This is a genomic window from Massilia sp. NBRC 108631, assembly GCF_059704565.1.
This window is the reverse complement of sequence record NZ_BAAKJE010000102.1, coordinates 271990-291815: the sequence shown is the minus strand read 5'-3', so window position 1 is coordinate 291815 and position 19826 is coordinate 271990. Positions and strand designations below refer to the sequence as shown.

19 protein-coding genes are annotated in these 19826 nt (G+C 66.0%); 12 read left to right on the top strand and 7 right to left on the bottom strand.

All coding sequences use genetic code 11. The annotated features are described in order from the left end of the window. Positions 1 to 44: 44 nt before the first annotated feature. Both AC6H42_RS12285 and AC6H42_RS12280 read right to left on the bottom strand, forming a co-directional pair. Positions 45 to 455: an acyl-CoA thioesterase gene (locus tag AC6H42_RS12285; RefSeq protein ID WP_497548152.1), complete on the bottom strand. Its 411-nt coding sequence runs from the start codon at positions 453 to 455 to the stop codon at positions 45 to 47. Positions 456 to 469: 14 nt separating this feature from the next. Next, a complete protein-coding gene (locus AC6H42_RS12280) occupies positions 470 to 1525 on the bottom strand; it encodes a porin (RefSeq protein ID WP_057155092.1) in 1056 nt (351 codons plus the stop codon). Positions 1526 to 1682: 157 nt separating this feature from the next. Between AC6H42_RS12280 and AC6H42_RS12275 the strand changes: the two genes are divergently transcribed. Next, on the top strand, positions 1683 to 2594 hold the full coding sequence (locus AC6H42_RS12275) for a LysR family transcriptional regulator (protein WP_057155090.1): 912 nt from the start codon (positions 1683 to 1685) through the stop codon (positions 2592 to 2594). Between the two features lie 121 nt (positions 2595 to 2715). On the opposite strand, the gene AC6H42_RS12270 is transcribed toward AC6H42_RS12275, so the two are convergent. Together AC6H42_RS12270 and asd are read right to left on the bottom strand one after the other, a co-directional pair. Further along, on the bottom strand, positions 2716 to 3396 hold the full coding sequence (locus AC6H42_RS12270; protein ID WP_497548151.1) for a thiol:disulfide interchange protein DsbA/DsbL: 681 nt from the start codon (positions 3394 to 3396) through the stop codon (positions 2716 to 2718). 20 nt (positions 3397 to 3416) lie between these two features. After that, positions 3417 to 4262 (bottom strand): archaetidylserine decarboxylase, encoded by an 846-nt coding sequence (gene asd, locus AC6H42_RS12265; protein WP_057155087.1) that lies wholly within the window; start codon positions 4260 to 4262, stop codon positions 3417 to 3419. Between the two features lie 190 nt (positions 4263 to 4452). Between asd and AC6H42_RS12260 the strand changes: the two genes are divergently transcribed. The 4 genes from AC6H42_RS12260 to AC6H42_RS12245 all read left to right on the top strand — a co-directional run bounded on the left by AC6H42_RS12260 (position 4453) and on the right by AC6H42_RS12245 (position 10352). Continuing rightward, on the top strand, positions 4453 to 6600 hold the full coding sequence (locus AC6H42_RS12260) for a TonB-dependent receptor plug domain-containing protein (RefSeq protein WP_497548150.1): 2148 nt from the start codon (positions 4453 to 4455) through the stop codon (positions 6598 to 6600). A gap of 67 nt (positions 6601 to 6667) precedes the next feature. After that, a complete protein-coding gene (locus AC6H42_RS12255) occupies positions 6668 to 7108 on the top strand; it encodes a hypothetical protein (protein ID WP_229418160.1) in 441 nt (146 codons plus the stop codon). Beyond that, positions 7105 to 9429: a GAF domain-containing protein gene (locus tag AC6H42_RS12250; RefSeq protein WP_200953960.1), complete on the top strand. Its 2325-nt coding sequence runs from the start codon at positions 7105 to 7107 to the stop codon at positions 9427 to 9429. The genes AC6H42_RS12255 and AC6H42_RS12250 overlap by 4 nt, the downstream gene beginning before the upstream one ends. Beyond that, a complete protein-coding gene (locus AC6H42_RS12245) occupies positions 9429 to 10352 on the top strand; it encodes a LysR family transcriptional regulator (protein ID WP_057155083.1) in 924 nt (307 codons plus the stop codon). Before AC6H42_RS12250 ends, AC6H42_RS12245 begins: the two co-directional genes overlap by 1 nt. A gap of 16 nt (positions 10353 to 10368) precedes the next feature. On the opposite strand, the gene AC6H42_RS12240 is transcribed toward AC6H42_RS12245, so the two are convergent. Beyond that, positions 10369 to 11217 (bottom strand): aldo/keto reductase, encoded by an 849-nt coding sequence (locus tag AC6H42_RS12240; protein ID WP_057155201.1) that lies wholly within the window; start codon positions 11215 to 11217, stop codon positions 10369 to 10371. 213 nt (positions 11218 to 11430) lie between these two features. On the opposite strand from AC6H42_RS12240, the gene AC6H42_RS12235 reads away from it, so the two are divergent. The 5 genes from AC6H42_RS12235 (at position 11431) to AC6H42_RS12215 (ending at position 15574) form a co-directional block, all read left to right on the top strand. Then, positions 11431 to 12387 carry a sugar-transfer associated ATP-grasp domain-containing protein gene (locus tag AC6H42_RS12235; protein ID WP_162249894.1) on the top strand — a complete coding sequence of 319 codons (957 nt, stop codon included), beginning with the start codon at positions 11431 to 11433 and terminating at the stop codon, positions 12385 to 12387. A gap of 76 nt (positions 12388 to 12463) precedes the next feature. After that, the gene (locus AC6H42_RS12230; protein WP_497548149.1) at positions 12464 to 13609 is read left to right on the top strand and encodes a PepSY-associated TM helix domain-containing protein; all 1146 of its coding nucleotides are present in this window, start codon (positions 12464 to 12466) and stop codon (positions 13607 to 13609) included. Between the two features lie 176 nt (positions 13610 to 13785). Continuing rightward, positions 13786 to 14079: an H-NS histone family protein gene (locus AC6H42_RS12225; protein WP_057155077.1), complete on the top strand. Its 294-nt coding sequence runs from the start codon at positions 13786 to 13788 to the stop codon at positions 14077 to 14079. Positions 14080 to 14243: 164 nt separating this feature from the next. Beyond that, on the top strand, positions 14244 to 14858 hold the full coding sequence (locus AC6H42_RS12220; RefSeq protein WP_057155075.1) for an LON peptidase substrate-binding domain-containing protein: 615 nt from the start codon (positions 14244 to 14246) through the stop codon (positions 14856 to 14858). An 86-nt stretch (positions 14859 to 14944) separates the two neighbouring features. Then, positions 14945 to 15574 (top strand): FMN-binding negative transcriptional regulator, encoded by a 630-nt coding sequence (locus AC6H42_RS12215; protein ID WP_497548148.1) that lies wholly within the window; start codon positions 14945 to 14947, stop codon positions 15572 to 15574. 21 nt (positions 15575 to 15595) lie between these two features. Here AC6H42_RS12215 and AC6H42_RS12210 read toward each other — a convergent pair whose 3' ends face one another. Continuing rightward, entirely contained in the window at positions 15596 to 16549 is a 954-nt protein-coding gene (locus tag AC6H42_RS12210) for a DMT family transporter (RefSeq protein WP_497548147.1), read from the bottom strand. Between the two features lie 144 nt (positions 16550 to 16693). Here AC6H42_RS12210 and AC6H42_RS12205 point away from each other — a divergent pair, with 144 nt between their 5' ends. Together AC6H42_RS12205 and AC6H42_RS12200 are read left to right on the top strand one after the other, a co-directional pair. Next, entirely contained in the window at positions 16694 to 18049 is a 1356-nt protein-coding gene (locus tag AC6H42_RS12205) for an erythromycin esterase family protein (protein WP_057155069.1), read from the top strand. Further along, positions 18046 to 19137, top strand: a complete 1092-nt coding sequence (locus AC6H42_RS12200; protein WP_497548146.1) for a chemotaxis protein CheB — start codon at positions 18046 to 18048, stop codon at positions 19135 to 19137. Before AC6H42_RS12205 ends, AC6H42_RS12200 begins: the two co-directional genes overlap by 4 nt. Before the next feature lie 107 nt (positions 19138 to 19244). Here AC6H42_RS12200 and AC6H42_RS12195 read toward each other — a convergent pair whose 3' ends face one another. Beyond that, the gene (locus AC6H42_RS12195; protein WP_497548145.1) at positions 19245 to 19814 is read right to left on the bottom strand and encodes a DUF1294 domain-containing protein; all 570 of its coding nucleotides are present in this window, start codon (positions 19812 to 19814) and stop codon (positions 19245 to 19247) included. Positions 19815 to 19826: the final 12 nt, after the last annotated feature.

Here is a 19826-nt window from a genome sequence, read left to right as displayed (position 1 = left end):
CGGCGGGTTAGCGGGGCGCGCCGCGCGTAAGCCGCCGGGCGGCGCTACAGCAGCTGCCGCAAGTCATCCGGGATGGAAATGGCCTTGTTGGTATCGAGCGAGGTCGTCACCAGCACCTGCCTGGACACCACGCGTACTTGCCCGCCCGCGCTGGCGCTTAGCCGCAGCGCAATCGAGCTGCTCCCCACGCGCTCGACGCCCAGCGACAGCGTAAGGCGTTCCCCCATCTTGCTGGGCGCCTTGAACTCGCAATCGAGCTTCACGATCGGCAGTCCGCAGCGCCGCGCGCCGATAAAGTGCGCATATCCTATTCCCAGCCCCTCGTTGAACCAATCCTCCACCAGGCCATTGAACAGCACCAGGTATTGAGGAAAGAAGACGATGCCGGCCGGGTCGCAATGCGCAAACCGGACCAGCACTTCGCGTTCGAAACTGACCTCCGGCTTGGCATCCATGATGGGTTCCCCGCTTAGAAGGTGTGGCGCATGCCGAGGTTGATGGCGCGGTCGCCCGAGCCCACTTCGGTGGCGTTGCCTACGGTGTAGAAGCCGGTGGCGCCCTTGGCCGCGTCGTTGTCGATGCTGGCGTAGGCCAGGTAGACGTCGGTGCGGCGCGACAGGTAGTAGCTGTAGCCCACGCCCCACTGGTCGGCGCCGCGCCTGGTGCCGGCGCGGTCCTTCTTGTTGATGATGGAGGCGCGCAGCGTGTGCGGGCCGTACGGCACGGTCACGCCCAGCAGCAGGTCGCGCGAATCGGCCTGGCCGTTCGGGTTGATGGTGTTGTTGATGTTGACCGTGCCCCGGTTGACCGAATAGGCCAGCGCGGCCTTGGCCACGCCGAAATCGTAGGTGGCGCCCAGCATGGTGGTGCGGCCCTTGGTCATGGCGGCGGTGCCGGCCGGAATACTGTTGATGTTGGCGTAGGCTGCCTTGATGCTGAGCGGGCCGCTGGTATAGCCGGCGTTGGCGCCGATATTGCGGCCGGCGTCGCTGTTGCCGGCCACTTCGCCCAGGCCGTAGGCCAGCTCGCCGGAGAAGCCCATGGTATCGGGCATGGCGTATTTCACGGTGTTGTTCATGCGGATGCCGGCGTTCGACATCAGGTTGGCGGCGGAGCCTGCGGTGCTGAGCGACTGGAAGGGATCGATATTGGTCATGGCCATGAACAGCGGCGTGTATTGGCGGCCCAGGGTCAGCGTGCCGGATTTGGTCTGCAGGCCGACCAGGGCCTGGCGGCCGAACAGTACGCCGCCCTGGCCGCTCACGCCGGTGTCCAGGCCGAAGCCCATCTCCAGCGCAAAGATGCCTTTCATGCCGTCGCCCAGGTCCTCGCTGCCGCGGAAGCCGAGGCGCGAGCCGCCTTCCACGCCGCCCGTCAGCTTGGTGATGTTGCCGGCCACGCCGCCCGATTCGCGCACGATGCCGGCGTCGACCGCGCCATACACGGCGACGCTGCTTTGCGCGGCGGCCAGGCCGGAGAGGGAACAGGCGGTACACATGGCGACTGAGAGCAAGGTCTTTTTCATCTTGTTTTCCTGGTTGGGTTGGGGAGCCTGCGGAATATACTTTAAGCTTAAACATATTAGGTGTAAATCAGTTTATGCAAGGCGTTGCCGGCTGCGTTGTTTTCTGGGCAGCGCCTGATGTGGTAAGGTGCGCGGGCATACACAGCATGGAATTCTTATGGCGGATATCGACCCCGGCGACTTGCTCCTGTTCGCCCGGATAGTGGAGTGCGGCAGTTTCAGAGCGGCGGCGGATCGGGTGGGGCAGCCCAAGTCCACCGTGTCGCGCCGGCTGTCGCTGCTGGAGGCGCAGCTGGGCGAACGCCTGCTGCAAAGGACCACCCGGCGCCTGGTGCTGACCGAGTTCGGCGCCAGCCTGCTGGAACACGCGCGCAAGGTGACCGAGGAAGTGGAGGCGGCCGGCGCGCTGGCGCAGCACCGCCAGCAGGCGCCCAGCGGCTTGCTGCGCGTGTCCATGCCGGGCGACTTCGCCAACCACACCATGGGCGCGCTGATGGCGCGCTTCATGGAAAAGTATCCGGCCATCTCGCTGGAGATCGACTTGTCGCCGCGCCGGGTGGACCTGGTGGCCGAAGGCTTCGACCTGGCCATCCGCATGGGCAATCTGCCGGACGACTCCACGCTGGCGGCGCGCGCGGTGGCCATCAGCAAGCTGGCGCTGTATGCCTCGCCCGGCTACACCACGTTGCGCGGCCTGCCCGAGCATCCGGACGACCTGTACCAGCATGACCTGCTCAGCCTGCCGCCCAAGCTGAACGGCATGATGCGCTGGCGTCTGCTGCGCGGCAAAACCGAGTGGGAGCGGGAACTGCCGGCGCGCATGATCGCCAACTCGCCGGAGCTGCTGGTGCGCATGGCCTGCACCGGCATCGGCATCGCCGCCAGCACCGAGCTGTTTGCGCAGAGTTTCCTGGAAAGCGGGCAGTTGGTGCGGGTGCTGCCCGAATGGAGCTTCCCGACGGTGACCGGCTGGGCCGTGTTCCCGGGCCGCCGGCTGATGCCGGCCAAGACCCGGGTGTTCCTGGACATGCTGGAATCGCTGGACGGGCTGGTGGGCTCAGTTGCTTGATGGCGCTCAGGTCAGGGGCGCAAGTGACCGGCTAGCAAGATGAGGCATTCTTCCGATTGGGGAATCGCATGTCTGCTCGCGACGGAGTGGAGAGCCCACAGCGCAGCCGCCCGCCATCGCTTTACTTGCCCAACTCCTGCTGCGCCTTGAGCACCAGCGCGTCCATCACCTGGAACGCTGCCGCTTCCACCGACGCGCGTGGCAGGTTGGGGTTGCTTTCGGAGACGATGGAGGGCGAGGTCAGGTAGCGGCCGTTGATGACAACGGTGGGCGTGCCGTCGACGCGGTAGCTGCCAACCAGCTTTTCCAGGTTGCGCAGGCGCGTCAGCACGCCGAAGGAGTTGTAGGCGGACTGGAATTGCGCCTTGTCGAGGCCGTTTTTCACCGCCCACTCCAGGTTGTCCTCGTCGGACTTCAGGCGCTTGCGCTCCACATGCCAGGTGTTGAGCACCTTGCCGTGCATGCTGTCGTCCAGCTTCATCGCTTCCAGGGTCAGGAACAAGTGCGCTTCCGGATCGGCGGCGCCGGTGTGCGGCACGTGGATGCGGCGGAACTGGATGGCCTCGCCTTGCTTCTTGACCCACGCCGCCAGGCCCGGCTCCAGCATGTTGCAGGCCGGGCAGTGGTACATGAAGAACTCTATCACCTCCACCTTCTTGCCTTGGGCCTGCGGCGTCACCGGCGAGGCCAGCGTGCGGTATTCAGCGCCGTCGCGCGGCACGGCGGGAGAGGCGGCGGCTGGCAGGGCGGCAACGGCGGCCATGGCCAGGCTCACGGCAAAGACGGTACGTTTCAGCAGCATCGCAGTTTTATCCGGCAGGGTTATTTAAGGTTGGCCATGGTTTCGCCCAGGCGCACCGGGCCGGCCGGCTGCCAGCTGTCGTTGAAGTGCAGCTTGTCCTTGGGGAACAGCATGACGACGGTGGAACCGAGCAGGAAACGGCCCAGTTCGTCGCCTTTCTTCAGCACGATGTCCTGGTCGGCATACGTCCACTCTTTCACGCTGTCGTGGCGCGGCGGGTTGACCACGCCGTGCCACACGGTGGCCATGCTGCCGACGATGGTGGCGCCCACCAGGGTCATGACGAAGGGGCCGCTGGCGGTGTCGAACACGCACACCACGCGCTCGTTGCGGGCGAACAGGCCGGGAATGCCGCGCGCGGTGGTCGGGTTGACCGAGAACAGCTCGCCCGGCACGTAGATCATGCGCGTCAGCTTGCCGTCGCACGGCATGTGGATGCGGTGGTAGTCGCGCGGACTCAGGTACAGGTTGGCGAAGCTGCCATGCTGGAACTGCGCGGCCAGTGCCTGGTCGCCGCCCACCAGCGCGGTGGTGCTGAATTTGTGGCCCTTGGCCTGGAAGATCTGGTCGTCCTCGATAGCCCCGAACTGGCTGATGCGGCCGTCCACCGGGCAGATGAAGTCGGCGTTGGCCAGCGGGCGCGCGTCCGGCCGCAATGCGCGGGTGAAGAATTCGTTGAAGGAGCTGTAGCTGGCGATGTCCGGATTGGCCGCCTCGGCCATATTGACGTCGTAGCGGCCGACAAACCAGCGGATCAGGCGGGTTGTCATGGCGCCGGCCTTCGCGCCGGCCACGCGGCCTGCGAAGTTGGTCAGCGCGCCCTTGGGCAGCAGGTATTGCGGCAGTACAGCAAGACGGTCGGACACAGTTATCACACCTATCAATATAGACGAATACGCATTATAACGGCGCGCCACGCGCAGAGGACATTTTCTGCTCCCTTAGCGACAGGGCGCACGATTGAATCTATTTCCCAATAACAAGCAATTATGAGAAAATGTAGCCTTTTTTGCAAAGTTATACTGCGCCATGCCTCGCTTTCATACTGCAATTAATTTGTCGCTCGCCGCTGCCGCCGTGGCTTCCGCCCTGAATGCCTGGGCGGCGCCGGCTCTATTGAAGGATGAGAAGACGTCTATACAGAAAGTGGAAGTGACAGCGTCCGGGGCCGGCTACGACGCGCGGCGCGACGACACGGCCAGCAAGATCATTGTAGGCAGCGAGGAGATCCTGCGCTACGGCGACAGCAACGTCGCCGATGTGCTGAAACGGCTGCCGGGCGTGACCGTGACCGGCGGGCGCGGCGGTGCGGTCGACATCCGGCTGCGCGGGCTGGGTAGTGGCTACACGCAAATCCTGCTGAACGGCGAGCGCGCGCCCGCCGGCTTTGCGGTGGACCAGCTGTCGCCGGACGCCATCGAACGGGTGGAGATCATGCGCGCGGCGAGCGCCGAATTCAGCACGCAGGCCATCGCCGGCACCATCAACATCGTGCTCAAGAAGGCGGTCAGGAGCGCGCAGCGCGAGCTGAAGGCCACGGCTGGCCGCGGCAACGATTTTTCGCAGGCAAACGGCGTCTTCACCCTGTCCGACAAGGAGGGCAATTTCTCCTACTCGTCCGTGCTGAGCATGAACCGGCTGAACTTCCACTGGCTCAAGCTGATCGACGACAACGGCGCCGATGCGGCCGGCCGCGCCAGGCTGCTGCGCCATGCCGAGTCCAACGACGTGGGCCGGCTGGAGAACCTCAGCCTGGCGCCGCGCCTGAACTGGACGCTGGCCAACGGCGACACGCTGACCTCGCAGAACCTTATCGCCTCCAACCGTTACCGCTTCGTCGGCACCGTCGATACGGCCACGGTGTTTGGCGCGCCGCAGGAATTCGACGCCACCGCCAACGACCTGCACCAGCGCAATGACTACTACCGCACCGACCTCAACTGGGTGCACAAGCTGGCCGGCGGCGGCAAGCTGGATACCAAGCTGGGCCTGAACGCCAACCGGCTCAGCAACGGGACGCGCCAGACCGGCTCCAGCCACGCCGTGCCGGGGCTGGACCGCCAGGTGGATACGCTGTCCAAGGAGCGCGGCTACACGTTCACCGGCAAATACTCGACCCCGCTGGTGCCCGGCCACGCGCTGTCGATGGGCTGGGACGGCGCCGACAGCCGCCGCGACGATACCCGCCTGCAGCGCGAAGTGCCGCTGGCGGGCGGGCGCGCCTCCACTATGGACGAGGATTTCAGCGCCGACGTGCGGCGCCTGGCGCTATATGCGCAGGACGAATGGGACTTCACGCCGCGCCTGTCGATTTACGCCGGGCTGCGCTGGGAAGGGTTGCAGACCGACAGCCACGGCGCGGGCTTCGACCCGGTGCGCAACCGCAGCAGTGTGCTGAGTCCGGTCTTCCAGGGTTTATGGAAAATACCGGATAGCAAGGACCAGGTGCGCCTGGCGCTGACGCGCACCTATAAGGCGCCGGCCACCACCATGCTGATACCGCGCCGCTTCCTGGCTGTCAACAACACCCAGAACACGCCCGACCAGCGCGGCAACCCCGCATTGAAGCCGGAACTGGCGCTGGGGCTGGACCTGGCATACGAGCATTACTGGTCGGAATCGGCCTTGCTGAGCGCCAGCGGCTTCGTGCGCAAGGTGAGCGACTACACGCGCCCGGGGCTGCTGCTTGAAGAGGGCCGCTGGGTGCAAACCTCGGTCAATGACGGCAAGGCGGTGGCGCGCGGGCTGGAACTGGAGGCCAAATTTCCGCTCAAGGCGGTGATGCAAACCGCGCATACGCTCGACTTGCGCGCCAGTGTCAGCCGCAACTGGTCGCGCGTCGATGCGGTGCCCGGCCCGTACAACCGCCTGAACCAGCAGTTGCCACTGACGGCCACGCTGGGTGCGGACTACAAATCGGCGGACGGGGCGTTGACGGCCGGCGGCAGCTTTATCTTCAAGCGCGGCGGAGTGATGCGGATCAGCACGGAACAGTCCAGTTTCGTGACGGCCAAGCGTGACCTGGACGTCTATCTGCTGTACAAGTTCACGCCCAAACACGCGCTCCGGCTCTCCATTGTCAGCGCGCTGGCCGAGGATTGGCTGGAAGAATATACCTACACCGACGCCCGCGGCAGCCTGCGCCGCAACTCGCTGGCGCCCGGCGCGGCGCAGTTCCGGGCCGGACTGGAGTGGAAACTGTAGCGCGGCGACGTCGGCCGGGGCCGGCAGCGCGGTTTTCCCCGGCCGGGACGGATGGTATGATTGCTGCATGACAAACACCATCCACGCCGAGCCGGACGCACTCAGTCTTGCCCTGTCCGAAGTGCGCGACCTGCAGCGCACTGTCGTTGTGCTGCGCACCGAACTGGAACAGGCCCAGCACGAGCGCCAGCGCCAGGTGCAGGACGCGCAGGCCGCAGCGCACAACGACACGCAGCAACTGCGCGCCACCGTGTTGTCGCTGCGCGATGCGCTGGAGCTGGCGCACGGCGAGCGCGACAACGCCGTCAAGGCCGCGCTGGCCGCTTCCCTCGCCGAAATCGCCCAGTTGCGCGACACCATCGCGGTGCTGCGTACCGGGCTGGAGCGCGCGCTCGCCGAGCACGCCAGCCTGCAGCAGCAGAGCGCCAGCGCGCAGCGCGCCGAGGTGCAGCAGTTGCAGGACACCATACGCGCGCTGCGCAGCGCGCTGGAAGGCGCGGCCGCATGAACGATATGGCAAAGGGCGGCGTCGTCCCCGGCGGCGGGGGCAGGCAGCGCGGCCAGGGCGGCCTGCCGCGCGCGGCATCGGGCGCGCAGTCGCGCTTGCGCATGGCCGAGCTGCTGCTGGAAGTATCGCGCCGCATGGCGGCCTACGACACGCTGGACGAGATCCTCACCGCGCTGGTGGAGGTGACCACCGAGGAGCTGGAGGCCGAGCGCGGCACGCTGTTCCTGAACGACCCGGAGACCAATGAACTGTTCTCGCGCGTGGCGCAGGGCGAAACCCAGCGTGAGATCCGCTTCCTGAACAGTTCCGGCATTGCCGGCCACGTGTTCACCACCGGCGAGCCGCTGATGATTGCCGACGCCTATGCCGACCAGCGTTTCAACCGCGCCATCGACGAGCAGACCGGCTTTGTCACCCGCAACATCCTGTGCGTGCCGATCCGCACCTTCAAGGGCGAGATCATCGGCGTGTCGCAAACGCTGAACAAGCAGCGCGGCCAGTTCACCCGCAAGGATCTGGAACTGCTGGCGGCGCTGACCACGCAGGGCACGCTGGCGCTGCAAAGCGCGCGTTTCCTGGAAAGCATGCAGAAAGTGCGGCGCCAGGAGATGGAATTCATCGACGTGGTGTCCGAAGTGACCGCCGACATCAAGCTCGGCTCGCTGCTGCAGCGCGTGATGGGCGAAGCCACCCGCCTGCTCAGTGCCGAACGCTCGACGCTGTTCCTGAACGACGAGAAGACCGGCGAGCTGTGGTCGGAGGTGGGGCAGGGGCTGGACTCGCTGCAGATCCGCCTGCCGAACACGGCCGGCATCGCCGGCGCCGTGTTCAGCTCCGGCAAGACCATCAACATCCCCTACGCCTATGCCGACCTGCGCTTCAACCCGGCGTTCGACAAGCGCACCGGCTTTTTCACGCGCTCCATCCTGTGCGTGCCCATCGTCAATAAGCATGGCAAGACCATAGGGGTGACGCAGGTGCTGAACAAGCGCGGCGGTCCGTTCAGCCTGGAGGACGAATCGCGGCTGCGGGCGTTCACGGCGCAGATTTCCATCGCGCTGGAAAATGCCAAGCTGTTTGCCGACGTGCAGCAGATGAAGAACTACAACGAGGCCATGCTGGAGTCGATGTCCAACGGCGTCATCACCCTCGACGGGCAGGAGAAAATCGTCACCTGCAATGCGGCCGGCCTGCGCATCCTGCGCGCCGAGGCGGCCCAGCTGCTGGGGCGGCCGGCGGCGGAGTTCTTCACCGGCCCCAACACCTGGGTGCTGGACAAGCTGCGCCTGGTGGAGGAAAACCATGTGGCCGAGCACTTCATGGACGCGCCGCTGATCGTCGGCGAGGACACCATTTCCGTCAATTTCAACGTGCAGCCGCTGTTGTCGGTGGAGAAGAAGCGCATCGGCTGGATGCTGATGCTGGAAGATATCTCCAGTGAAAAGCGGCTAAAAGCCACCATGTCGCGCTATATGGACCCCGGCATCGCCGACCAGATGGTGGCCAACGGCGCCGAAATGCTGGGTGGCAAGAACGTCAACGCCACGGTGCTGTTCTCGGACGTGCGCAGCTTCACCACCATCACCGAGCAGCTCGGCGCGCAGGGCACGGTGGCCTTGCTGAATGAATACTTCACCATGATGGTGGACTGCATCCAGCGCGAAGCGGGCATGCTGGACAAATTCATCGGCGACGCCATCATGGCCGCCTTCGGCATCCCGGTGGCGCACGAGGACGACCCGGACCGCGCGGTGCGCACCGCCATCGCCATGATGGCCGAGCTGCGCGCCTGGAACGTGCAGCGCGTGCGCGACGGCAAGCTGACCGTCGATATCGGCATCGGCTTGAACACGGACCAGGTGGTGTCGGGCAATATCGGCTCGAAGAAGCGCATGGACTACACCATCATCGGCGACGGCGTGAACCTGGCGGCGCGGCTGGAGTCGGCCTGCAAGCAGTACGGCGCCCACATCCTGATCAGCGAGTTCACCTACCGGGCGCTGCGCGGCACCTACCGCACGCGCGAGCTGGACATCGTGGTGGTGCAGGGCAAGACCAGGCCGGTGGCGATCTACGAGGTGCTCGACTACCACACCGAAGACAGCTATCCCAACCTGATCGACGCCATGGGCCTGTTCCGCAACGGCATTATCAACTACCGCCAGCGCAAGTGGGCAGCGGCGCGCAAGCTGTTCGAGGAAGTGCTGGCGCTCAATCCCGGCGACAAGGCGGCCGCGCTGTACATCGAACGCTGCCTGCGCCTGGCGGCCGAACCGCCGCCGGACCACTGGGACGGTACTTACGTCATGCAAAGCAAATAATGAAAATTCCACGGAGCACGCTGGAGCAGTGGCAGGTGCTGCAAGCCATCGTTGAATGCGGCGGCTACGCGCAGGCGGCGGAAGCGCTGCACCGCAGCCAGTCCTCGGTCAGCTACATGGTGGCCAAGCTGCAGGAGCAGCTGGGCATTGAACTGCTGGAAATCGACGGCCGCCGCGCCCGGCTTACCCAGAACGGCGAAACCCTGTTGCGCAAGGCGCGCGAGCTGCTGGACGATGCCTTCCAGCTGGAAGAGCTGGCCGCCAGCCTGAACGAAGGCTGGGAATCCGAACTGCGCTTCGCGGTCGACAGCCTGTTCCCCAGCGAACTGCTGATCCAGATCCTGCAGGAGTTCGAGCCGCTGGCGCGGCACACGCGGGTGAACCTGGAGGAAACCATCTTGTCGGCCTCGGACGACGTGCTGCGCGAAAAGCGCGCCGACGTGGTGATCGCCAACTATGTGCCCAGCGGTTTCCTGGGCGACGCGCTGCTGGACATCGAGTTCCTGGCCGTGGCCCACCCCAGCCACCCGCTGCACGGCCTGAACCGCGACCTGAACGAGGACGACCTGGAGCGGCACCTGCACATCGTGGTGCGCGACGGCGGCGTGTCCGCGACGCGCGATTTCGGCTGGCTCAACACGGCCCAGCGCTGGACCGTCACCAGCCCCGCCACGCGCACCGAGATGGTGTGCGCCGGCCTCGGTTTTGCCTGGATGGCCACGCACAAGATCCAGCACCAGCTCGCCTCCGGCCTGCTGAAGCCGCTGCGCCTGCGGGTGGGACAGAAGCGCAAGCTGTCGCTGTCGCTGATCATCGCCAACGCCGAGCGCCCCGGGCCGGCCGCCTGCCAGCTGGTGAGCATCATCCGCGCCGTCATCGCCCGCCACTGCAAATACAAGGCCGGCGGCTGCCCGGCGATCTGAGCGCCGGCCGCCCTGCTCAGCGCATGGCCAGCGGGCTGTGGCGGCGGGGCAGGGGATAGCCCTGGTCCAGCTCGGCCAGGTCTTCAGCGCTGAGTTCGTAATCGAGCGCGGCGCGGTTCTGGCGGATGTGGTCGGGATTGGCGGCCTTGGGGATGACGATCACGCCGTCCTGCCGCAGCAGCCAGGCCAGCGCGATCTGCGCCGGGGTGGCGCCGTGGCGCCGTGCCACCGTTTGCAGGCTGCGGTTGTCCAGCATGGCGCGCTGTTCCAGCGGATTCGATTCCAGCGGCGAGTAGGCCATCAGCGGCACTTGCTGCTGCTGCGACCACGGCAGCAGATCCCATTCAATGCCGCGCTTGGCCAGGTTGTACAGTACCTGGTTGACGGCAATGGCGCCGCCGCCGGGCAGGGCGCGCGCTTCGCGCATGTCGGCCAGGTCAAAATTGCTGACGCCATAGGCGCCGATCTTGCCGGCTTGCTGCAGCGCCATGAAGCCGGCCAGCGTTTCCTCCAAGGGCACCGAGCCGCGCCAGTGCAGCAAGTACAGGTCGATCTGCTCGACCTTGAGGCGCTTCAGGCTGCGCTCGCAGGCCGCCACCACGCCGGCCCTGCTGGCGTTGTGCGGATAGACTTTGCTTACAAGAAAGGCCTCGTCGCGCCGGCCGGCAATCGCTTCGCCCACCACTTCCTCGCTGCCGCCGTCGGCGTACATTTCCGCCGTGTCGATCAGCGTCATGCCCTGGTCCATGCCGAGCTGCAGCGCGGCCACCTCGTGCGCGCGGTAAGTGGGATCTTCGCCCATGTTCCAGGTGCCCTGGCCCAGCGCCGGCACTTGTCGGCCCGACAATAAAACCACACTCTTCATTTCCACCTCCGGCATGTGAAAGTTTGCATTACACTGGTCTCCTCTCTTCCGGAGGAGGTCTCGATGAGTCTATTGCTAGGCAAGTTGCGGATGGCGCGCGATGCGGGCGGTAAACCCGCTTTTCGGCAAGTATGGGAGGCCGCCAGCCTTCGATTGCGCCGTTCCCCGGTCGGGATCAGCGAATATTTCGATTATGGCATCTGGCACAACTCCGTGACACCCGCCAGGCGTGCGGAATTTATCGGCTGGCGCGCGAGCAGCGCACTGGACCGCGAATTGAACGCGCCGCAATCGCGCGTGCTGGCAAACGACAAGCTGATCAACCACGTGATCCTGCGCTCGGCCGGCTTCCCGGCCCCGGAGCCGCTGGCCACCTACACCACGGCAGGGCGCCGCATCGACAGCGAAACCGCGCTCACCAGCAAAGACCAGGTGCTGGCCTGGCTGCGCGGCGACGTCTACCCCTTCTATGTCAAGCCGATCTCGGCCGGCTATGGGCGCGGCGTCCTGGGCGTGGCCGGCATGGAAGGCGAGCGCCTGCGCCTGCTGGACGGCAGCGAGATCGGCCTGCCGCAGTTTCTGCAGCCCTTCGATTTCGAGCCGTACGGCGGCATGCTGTTCCAGCGCCCGCTCAAGGCGCACCCGGCCATCACGGAGCTGACGGGGTCGGAAGCGGTGAGCTGCGTGCGCTTCATCTGTTTCGTCACGCCCGGCGGGCCGGTGCTGCACACGGCGTTCTGGAAAATCACCGTGGGCCGCAATATGCTCGACAATTTCTCGCACGGCGACTACGGCAACTGCCTGGGCGATGTCGACCCGGAGAGCGGCCTGGTGCGGCGCGTGATCAGCCGCATGGGCCCGGGCGGCGAGATCAGCCGCCATCCCGGCACCGGCCGCGAGCTGGTGGGCTTTGCCTTGCCGGACTGGCAGCGCGCGGTGCGCCTGGTGTACGCCGCCAGTGCGCTGTTCCCCGGCCTGCGCCTGCAGAATTGGGACGTGGCCTTGTGTCCGGAAGGCCCGGTGCTGCTGGAATTGAACACCGAATCGGAATTGGCGGTGCCGCAGGCGATTTCGGGCCGCGGCTTGATGGACCAGCGCCTGCGTACCATCCTGGCCGAGATCGGGCAGGGCGAGCTGGCGCACCGCGCGGCGGTGGCGGGTCGTCACTAGCGGAGTGATACCGGTAATTGAGAACTATTCTCACGAATGCTATGATGCGGGCTGACCGAATCATTGCTTAGAGAAAATGTCCACCGCAGCCGTTCCCTTGCGCCGCATCTCGTTCCGTCCGGCCATGGCGTGGCTGCACCGCTGGGCCGGGCTTACGCTGGGCCTGCTGTTCGTGCTGATGGGCCTCAGCGGCACCCTGCTGGTGTTCGAACACGAGATCGACGAAGCGCTCAATCCGCAGCTGTTCCATTCCACCCCTGCGGCGGCGGCGTGCAGCGCGCCGCTGACGCCGGACGCCGCCGCCGCGACGGTGCAAGCGCAGTGGCCGAAAGCCCGCGTCGGCGGCGTGTTCCTGCCGCGCCACGAAGGCGGCAGCTGGCGCGTCACGTTCAAGGCGCCCGGGATAGAAACCGGCGAAGCCTTGCTGGATGCCTGCAACGGCGCGCTGCTGGGCAGCCGCGACCGGGCGGCAGTGGGATTCGGCGCGCAATATCTGATGCCCATGATGCAGACCTGGCATTTGAATATGTTCCAGGGTAAGTCCGGCCGTTTGGCGCAAGGTTATATCGGCGCCGCTATTGCGGTACTGCTGGCAGTGGGCCTTTACCTGGCATGGCCAGCCAAGCGCCAATGGCTGCGCGCGCTGCGCATTAAACTGAATCAGAGCACTTACCGCAGCCATTACGACTTGCACCGTTCCATCGGCTTGTTGGCGCTGCTGCCTTTACTGCTGCTGGCGCTGACGGGCTTTTACAACGGATTACCGGAAGTGGTCAGCTCCATGGTCGGCAGCGTGGCGCAAACCGGCGCGGAGCGGCGCGCTATCGCGAGGCCAGCCTTGCAAAAAGGCGAAACCGCGATTAGCTGGAACCAGGCGCAGGCGATAGCCGCGCCGTATTTGCGCGACGGCGCCGCCATGGCCGGCATTTCGCGCCAGCCGGACAAAGGAATATTCATTGCACGCCTGCGCCGCGCCGACGACTGGCAGCGTACCGGCACGCTGCGGATTTACATCGATATGCGCAGCGGTAAAATACTGGAAGCCATCAATCCCTTATCCGGCAAGCCGGGCGACCGTTTCCTGGCCGCGCTGTTCCCTCTGCATTCCGGCCAGCTCGGGGGCGCCCCGGTGAAATGGCTGGTGGCGCTGGCGGGATTGTTGCCGGCGCTGTTTTTTATAACCGGTATTACTACCTGGTTACTGCGCAGGAAAAAGAAATAGTTTAGAACGCGGGTGTGGACATGGCTCAACGCTGGCGTGGAAAATATGCCTCCCGTTTCATATTTAGCTAGAATGCGGGCGTATTCTTGTGGTAAATTGCGGTCTTGAATTCTCACAGATTGTCACGCATCGCTTTTGTGGGAATCTCTTATCAACCATAGAGGAAGAGTTGAGTCATGACCACTTATCAGGAATACCAGGCAAAAATCGCTGAACTGCAAAACCTGGCGGAATCCGCCCGCCGCGACGAGCTGAATTCGGCTAAAGAGAAAATCGCCGCCATCATGCGCGAGCACGGTCTGACCCTGGCTGATCTGGCTGGCACGGCCAAACCTGCAAAAGTAAGCAAGCCACGCGCACCGGTGCCGATGAAATATCGCGACACCGCCACCGGTCAAAGCTGGACCGGCCGTGGCCGCGCACCGAAATGGCTGGAAGGTAAAAACAAGGAAGACTTCCTGATTAAGTAATCAGGTTGTTGTTGCAAAAAATATCCGGCATGCCCGCGTGGGCCTGCCGGATATTTTCATTTATGCATCACAGTGTGGCATTCGCCACAAAACCTGCATGTTTCCTCGCCCTGGCGCTAGAATTTTGCTCGGCGGCATGACGTATTTCGTGCGATGATGGCAAGATGCCATCCATACCGCTATTTCCTCTTAATACAGTACTGTTTCCAGACGGACACTTGCCGCTGCAAGTATTCGAAGTCCGTTATCTCGACCTGGTGAAGAAGTGCATTGCCCGTTCGGAAGAGTTCGGAGTGGTGGCGCTCGCGTCCGGCAGCGAAGTGCAGCGCCCGGAGCAGCATGAGGAATTAACGGACATCGGCACCATGGCCCGCATCGTGGACTGGTCTTCTCCCATGTCCGGCCTGCTTCAGCTGACCTGCGTGGGCACGCAGCGTTTCCGCATCAATTCGGCTTCCCAGCTCAAGCACGGCCTGTGGATGGGCGAAGTGGACATGCTGGAACCCGACATGCAGGTGCCCGTGCCCAGCGAGCAGCAGGACGTGGCCGAAGCGCTGGGCGCCGTGATCCGCTCGCTGCAGAAGCGCCAGCTGCCGACCACCCAGATGCCCCTGCTGCCGCCGTACAAGCTGGACGACGCCGGCTGGGTGGCCAACCGCTGGTGCGAGCTGCTGCGCATGACGCCCACCCGCAAGCAGTTGCTGATGGCCCAGCAAAACCCGGTGCTGCGCCTTGAACTGGTGCAGGATGTGCTGTGCGAGAGCGGGCTGCTGGAGTAGCTGGCTCCACATTTCCACGACGTCCTGGCTCTCGCCGCGTGCCGCAAGCCTCGTTACACTGGGGCCATCGCCACTGTGGAGCCGTCATGTACAACCAAGCCGCTTTTCTCGAAGAACGCCCCGAGGTGCTGCACGCACTGCTGCGCGCCCACCCGCTGGGCACGCTGATCGTCGCCAGCGGCGGCAGCGTCAGCGCCGACCTGATTCCGTTCATCCTGTACCCCGAGGAGGGCGCGCGCGGCGTATTGCGGGCCCATGTGGCGCGCGCCAATCCGGTCTGGCAGGCCTTGCGCGACGGTGGTGAATGCCTGGTGCTGTTCCAGGGGCCGCACGCCTATATCAGCCCGAGCTGGTACGCCGGCAAGGCCGAGCACCACAAGGTCGTGCCAACCTGGAACTACGCGATGGTGCAGGCGCGCGGCGCCGCGCGCGTGGTCGAGGATGGCGCCTGGCTGCACCGTGCGCTGGGCGACCTGACCGCCGTGCACGAGGCCGGGCTGCCGCAGCCGTGGCAACTGTCCGATGCCCCGCCGGATTTCCTGGCGGCAACCATGAAAGCCATCGTCGGTATCGAGATTCCGCTGGCGTCGCTCGAGGGCAAATGGAAGGCGAACCAGAACCGCAGCGCGGCCGATCGCGACGGGGTGGTGCAGGGCTTGCGCAGCCGGCCCGACGGAGCGGCCATGGCCGCGCTGGTGCAGGCGACGCTGAAGTAGCGGCAACGGTATCGGCCCGTTTTATGGCGGGGGCAGGTCTTCCTCCATGGCGTGCACCCGCACCGACCACATCACGCCCACCGCCAGCAGCACGATGGCGGCCGCTTCCAGCGGACGCGGCCATTGTTGCTTGTAGAGAAAGCCGTACAGCAGCGCGAACAGCGTTTCGAACAGGATCAGCTGGCCGGACAGCGTAACCGGCACGCGCCGGCTGGCGATGTTCCACAGGTGATTGCCGATGACCGACGCGCCCAGTGCCAGCAGGGAATTGGTGATCCAGAACATGGTCCAGTCCCGTCCGCTGGCCTTGCCGGCGGCGCCCAGCACGTCGCCGTGCCACACGGCCAGGGCCGCGGCGCCGATCAGCAGCGCGATCAGGCCGCTGGACAAGCCATACAGCGCCGACCATTCGGCACTCGTGAAATGCGGGTTGCGCTTCAGGTAGCGCGCGTTGTCCAGCGTGTACCAGCTCCAGCACAGCAGTGCACCGGTGGCGCACAGCACGCCCAGCAGGGTTTGCAGCACGGGGTGGCCTGCATTGCCGGCATGCATGAACACATCCACATTGATGCAGGCGATGCCTGCAGCGGCCACCAGCAGCGGCAGCGCCAGCTGGCGCAACGGCAGTGCGCCGTGGTCCTTGCGGCCCATCAGCGTGACCGAGATCGGCAGCACGCCGATGATCAGCGAGGTGGGCGCCACGCCGGCCAGCTTCACGCCGAGCGCCAGCAGCATGTAATAGACGATGTTGCCGGCCAGCGCATGGCGCACCAGCGCCGCGTAGTCGCTGCGCTCGAGCCGCGCGTACAGGCGGCCCAGGCGCGGCAGCATCAGCCCGAAGGCGATGGCGCCGTAGGCGATGTAGCGGCCCACCGCCATTTCCACCGGCGAGAACGCCGACAGCAGTTCCGGCACGATGAACACCATGCCCCACATGGCCCCGGCCAGCAGGCCGCACAGCACTCCATTCCACATCTGTAAGCTCTCCGGTTCACAAGGGCGACAGTGTCGCACAGCAAGGCGCGGCGCGGAAGGCCGGCCTTGCGCCGCATCGCGTGCGGCGCAAGGCGTGTGGCGCGGCGCGATGGATGGGACTATCATGGCGGTAGGGAGGCCATCATGACTGCTTCAGCCACCGCCCTGGCGCTGCGCGCCGAGTTGCTGCCGCTGGCGGACGACCCGCACTACGATCATCTGCTCGAGCAAATCGGCGCATCGAGCATCGTGCTGCTGGGCGAATCCACGCACGGCACCACCGAGTTCTACCGCCTGCGCACGGAGATCACCAAGCGCTTGGTGGTCGAGCGCGGCTTTGACGCCATCGCCGTGGAGTGCGACTGGCCGGACGCGCTGCGCGTGAGCCGCTACGTGCAGCATTCCGACGGCGACATCAATGCGGCCGACGCGCTGGGCGGTTTCCAGCGCTTTCCGCAGTGGATGTGGCGCAACACGGAAGTGGTGGCGCTGGTGGAATGGCTGCGTGCGCATAATGCGCAGGCGGGCGACCCGGCGCGGCGCGTAGGCTTTTACGGGCTGGACCTGTACAGCCTGCGCAAGTCCATGCACGCCGTGATCGAATACCTGGACAAGGAAGACCCGGCCGCGGCGCGCCGCGCCCGCGAGCGCTACGCCTGCATCGACCACATGGCCGACTTTCCGCAGCGCTACGGCTATGCCGCCACCTTCGGCATGACGCGCGATTGCGAGGACGAACTGGTGGGCCAGTTGCGCGAGCTGAGCCTGCAGGCGGCGCGCTTGATGGCGCGGCCCGGCGCGGCGGTGCCGGATCAGTTGTTCTACGCGCAGCAGAACGCGCGCGTTGCGCGCAATGCCGAAACCTATTACCGGGCCATGTTCCAGCACGGCGACGCGGCCTGGAACGTGCGCGACACCCACATGGCCGACACGCTGCTGGCGCTGCGCCAGCACCTGGGCGCGCGCAAGGGGCGGGCGCCGGCCAGGATCGTGGTGTGGGCGCACAACTCGCACATCGGCGACGCGCGCGCCACCGAGATGGGCGAGGGCGGCCAGATCAACCTGGGCCAGCTGGTGCGGGAAAACTATCCGCCAGGCGAGTCCTTCCTGCTCGGCTTCACCACCCACACCGGCAACGTGACCGCCGCCAGCGATTGGGACGGCCCGGCCGAGCTGAAAGCGGTGCAGCCATCGTTGCCGCACAGCATCGAGCGCCTGCTGCACGCCAGCGGTGCGGCGCTGCCCGGCAATGAGTTCCTGTTGCCGCTGCGCGGACGCGACAGCGTGCTGGCGCACCTGCCCGAGACGCTGATCGAACGCGCCGTCGGCGTCGTGTACCGGCCTGAGACGGAACGCCGCAGCCACTACTTCCGTGCCGACCCTGTACGCCAGTTCGACGCGCTGATCCATATCGACCGCAGCACGGCAGTGCCGCCGCTGGAACGGTCGGCCTCGTGGGCGATGGATGAAGCGCCCGAGACCTATCCTTCCGGGCTATGACGCCAGCCACCGACAAAGTGATTGTGATCGGCGCCTCGGCGGGCGGGCTGGATGCGTTGAAACGCGTGCTGGGCAAGCTGCCGGGCGACTTTCCCGCGCCGGTGCTGGTGGTCATGCATATCGGCGCGCGCGAGAGCATCCTGCCGGCGCTGCTGCGCAAGGTTTGCGCGCTGCAGGTGCGCCATGCGCGCGACGGGGAATTGCTGGCGCAGCCGATGATACTGGTGGCGCCGCCGGACCGGCACATGATGGTGGCGCGCGACGGCCCGATCGGCTGCGTGCGGCTGACGTACGGCGCGATGGAGAACTACACCCGGCCCGCCATCGATCCGCTGTTCCGCTCGGCCGCCGCCGCGTACGGCGCGGGCGCCACCGGCGTGATCCTGACCGGCTACCTGGATGACGGCACGGCTGGTTTGCAAGCCATCAAGGCCTGCGGCGGGACTGCCGTCGTGCAGGATCCGTCCGACGCATTTGCCGAGAGCATGCCGTCGAGCGCGCTGGAGCGGGTAGCGGTGGACTATGTTTTGAAACTCGACGATATCGGTGACATGTTGCTGACCCTGGCGGGCGCGCCGCTTCCGCCGTCCGAACTGGACGCCACGCAGGACTTGACCAAGGAGGCAGCCATGGAAAGCAAGCCGCGCGAGGTGCCGGAGTGGATTGCCGTGGAGAACCGCTACGCCGGCGGTGAAGGCGAGCTGCGTGACCTGGAGCGCATCGCCCGCCCGTCCACGTTCACTTGTCCCGAGTGCCATGGCGCGCTGTGGGAAGTCAGGGAGCGCGTGGCGGGCGCGGCGTCCAGCGGCAATGCAAACGGCAAGCCGCGCCCCCGCTACCGCTGCCACACTGGCCACAGCTTCACCGCGCTGGCACTGGAGCATACCCAGGACCGGGTGGTGGAGGAGGCCGTGTGGTCTGCCATCCGGGCGCTCCACGAAAAGGAAGAACTGGCGCGCCGCCTGGCCGAACACGCGCATTCGAACGGCCTGCCGGGGGCGGCTGCCGACTACCAGGCCCGCGCCGAGTCTGCCCGCCGCAGCGCCGCAGTGCTGCGGAATAACCTGGTGCGCGGCGCCGGCGGCTGATTGCTTCCCACGCCGCGCCGCACCTCGCTACGGTTGCCGCCCGGGCACGGCGGAGTACGACATCATGGCGGGCGATTTCCTGGCACGCTATGTGCGGTGAGTCCACCCTACGCGCCGGGGAAGCGCTGCGCCAGCCAGCCGAAGGCCGCCAGGTTGACGGCCACGGTGGCCCAGAACGCGAGCTGGAAGGAAGTCTTGCTGGATTTGTGGCGCAGCCATTGCTGCGCCATGATGGCGCCGGGCCAGCCGCAGCACAGGCCGAGCAGCAGCAAAGTGCTTTCGGGCGTACGCCAGCGTCCCGCCTTGGCGGCGGACTTGTCGATGGCGTAGAACATGAAACAGACCACGCTGGCGCCTGCGTACAGCAAGGCGGGCCAGGCGGGAATCCGCCATAGCAGGATGGCGACCAGGTACAGCACGGCGAGCGCGCCGATAGCCAGGTAGGACGCGGCGCCGGCGCCGCTGACACCGCCATTTCCGGCGCCATTGCCGCCGCGGCGTCCGGAACCGGCGCGACCGGGCCCGGCATTGCCGCTCCGTTGGACGCCTTCAGCCAGGTCGATAATGCGTGGCGCGCGCTTGCCGCCCTTGGCCGCAGACGGGCCGCGCTCGGGCTGCTGGGCCGGGTCGCCCGAGCGCTTGGGCTTGGCCGGTTCGCGCGGCGCGGCAGGAGCCATGCGGGCTGCGCT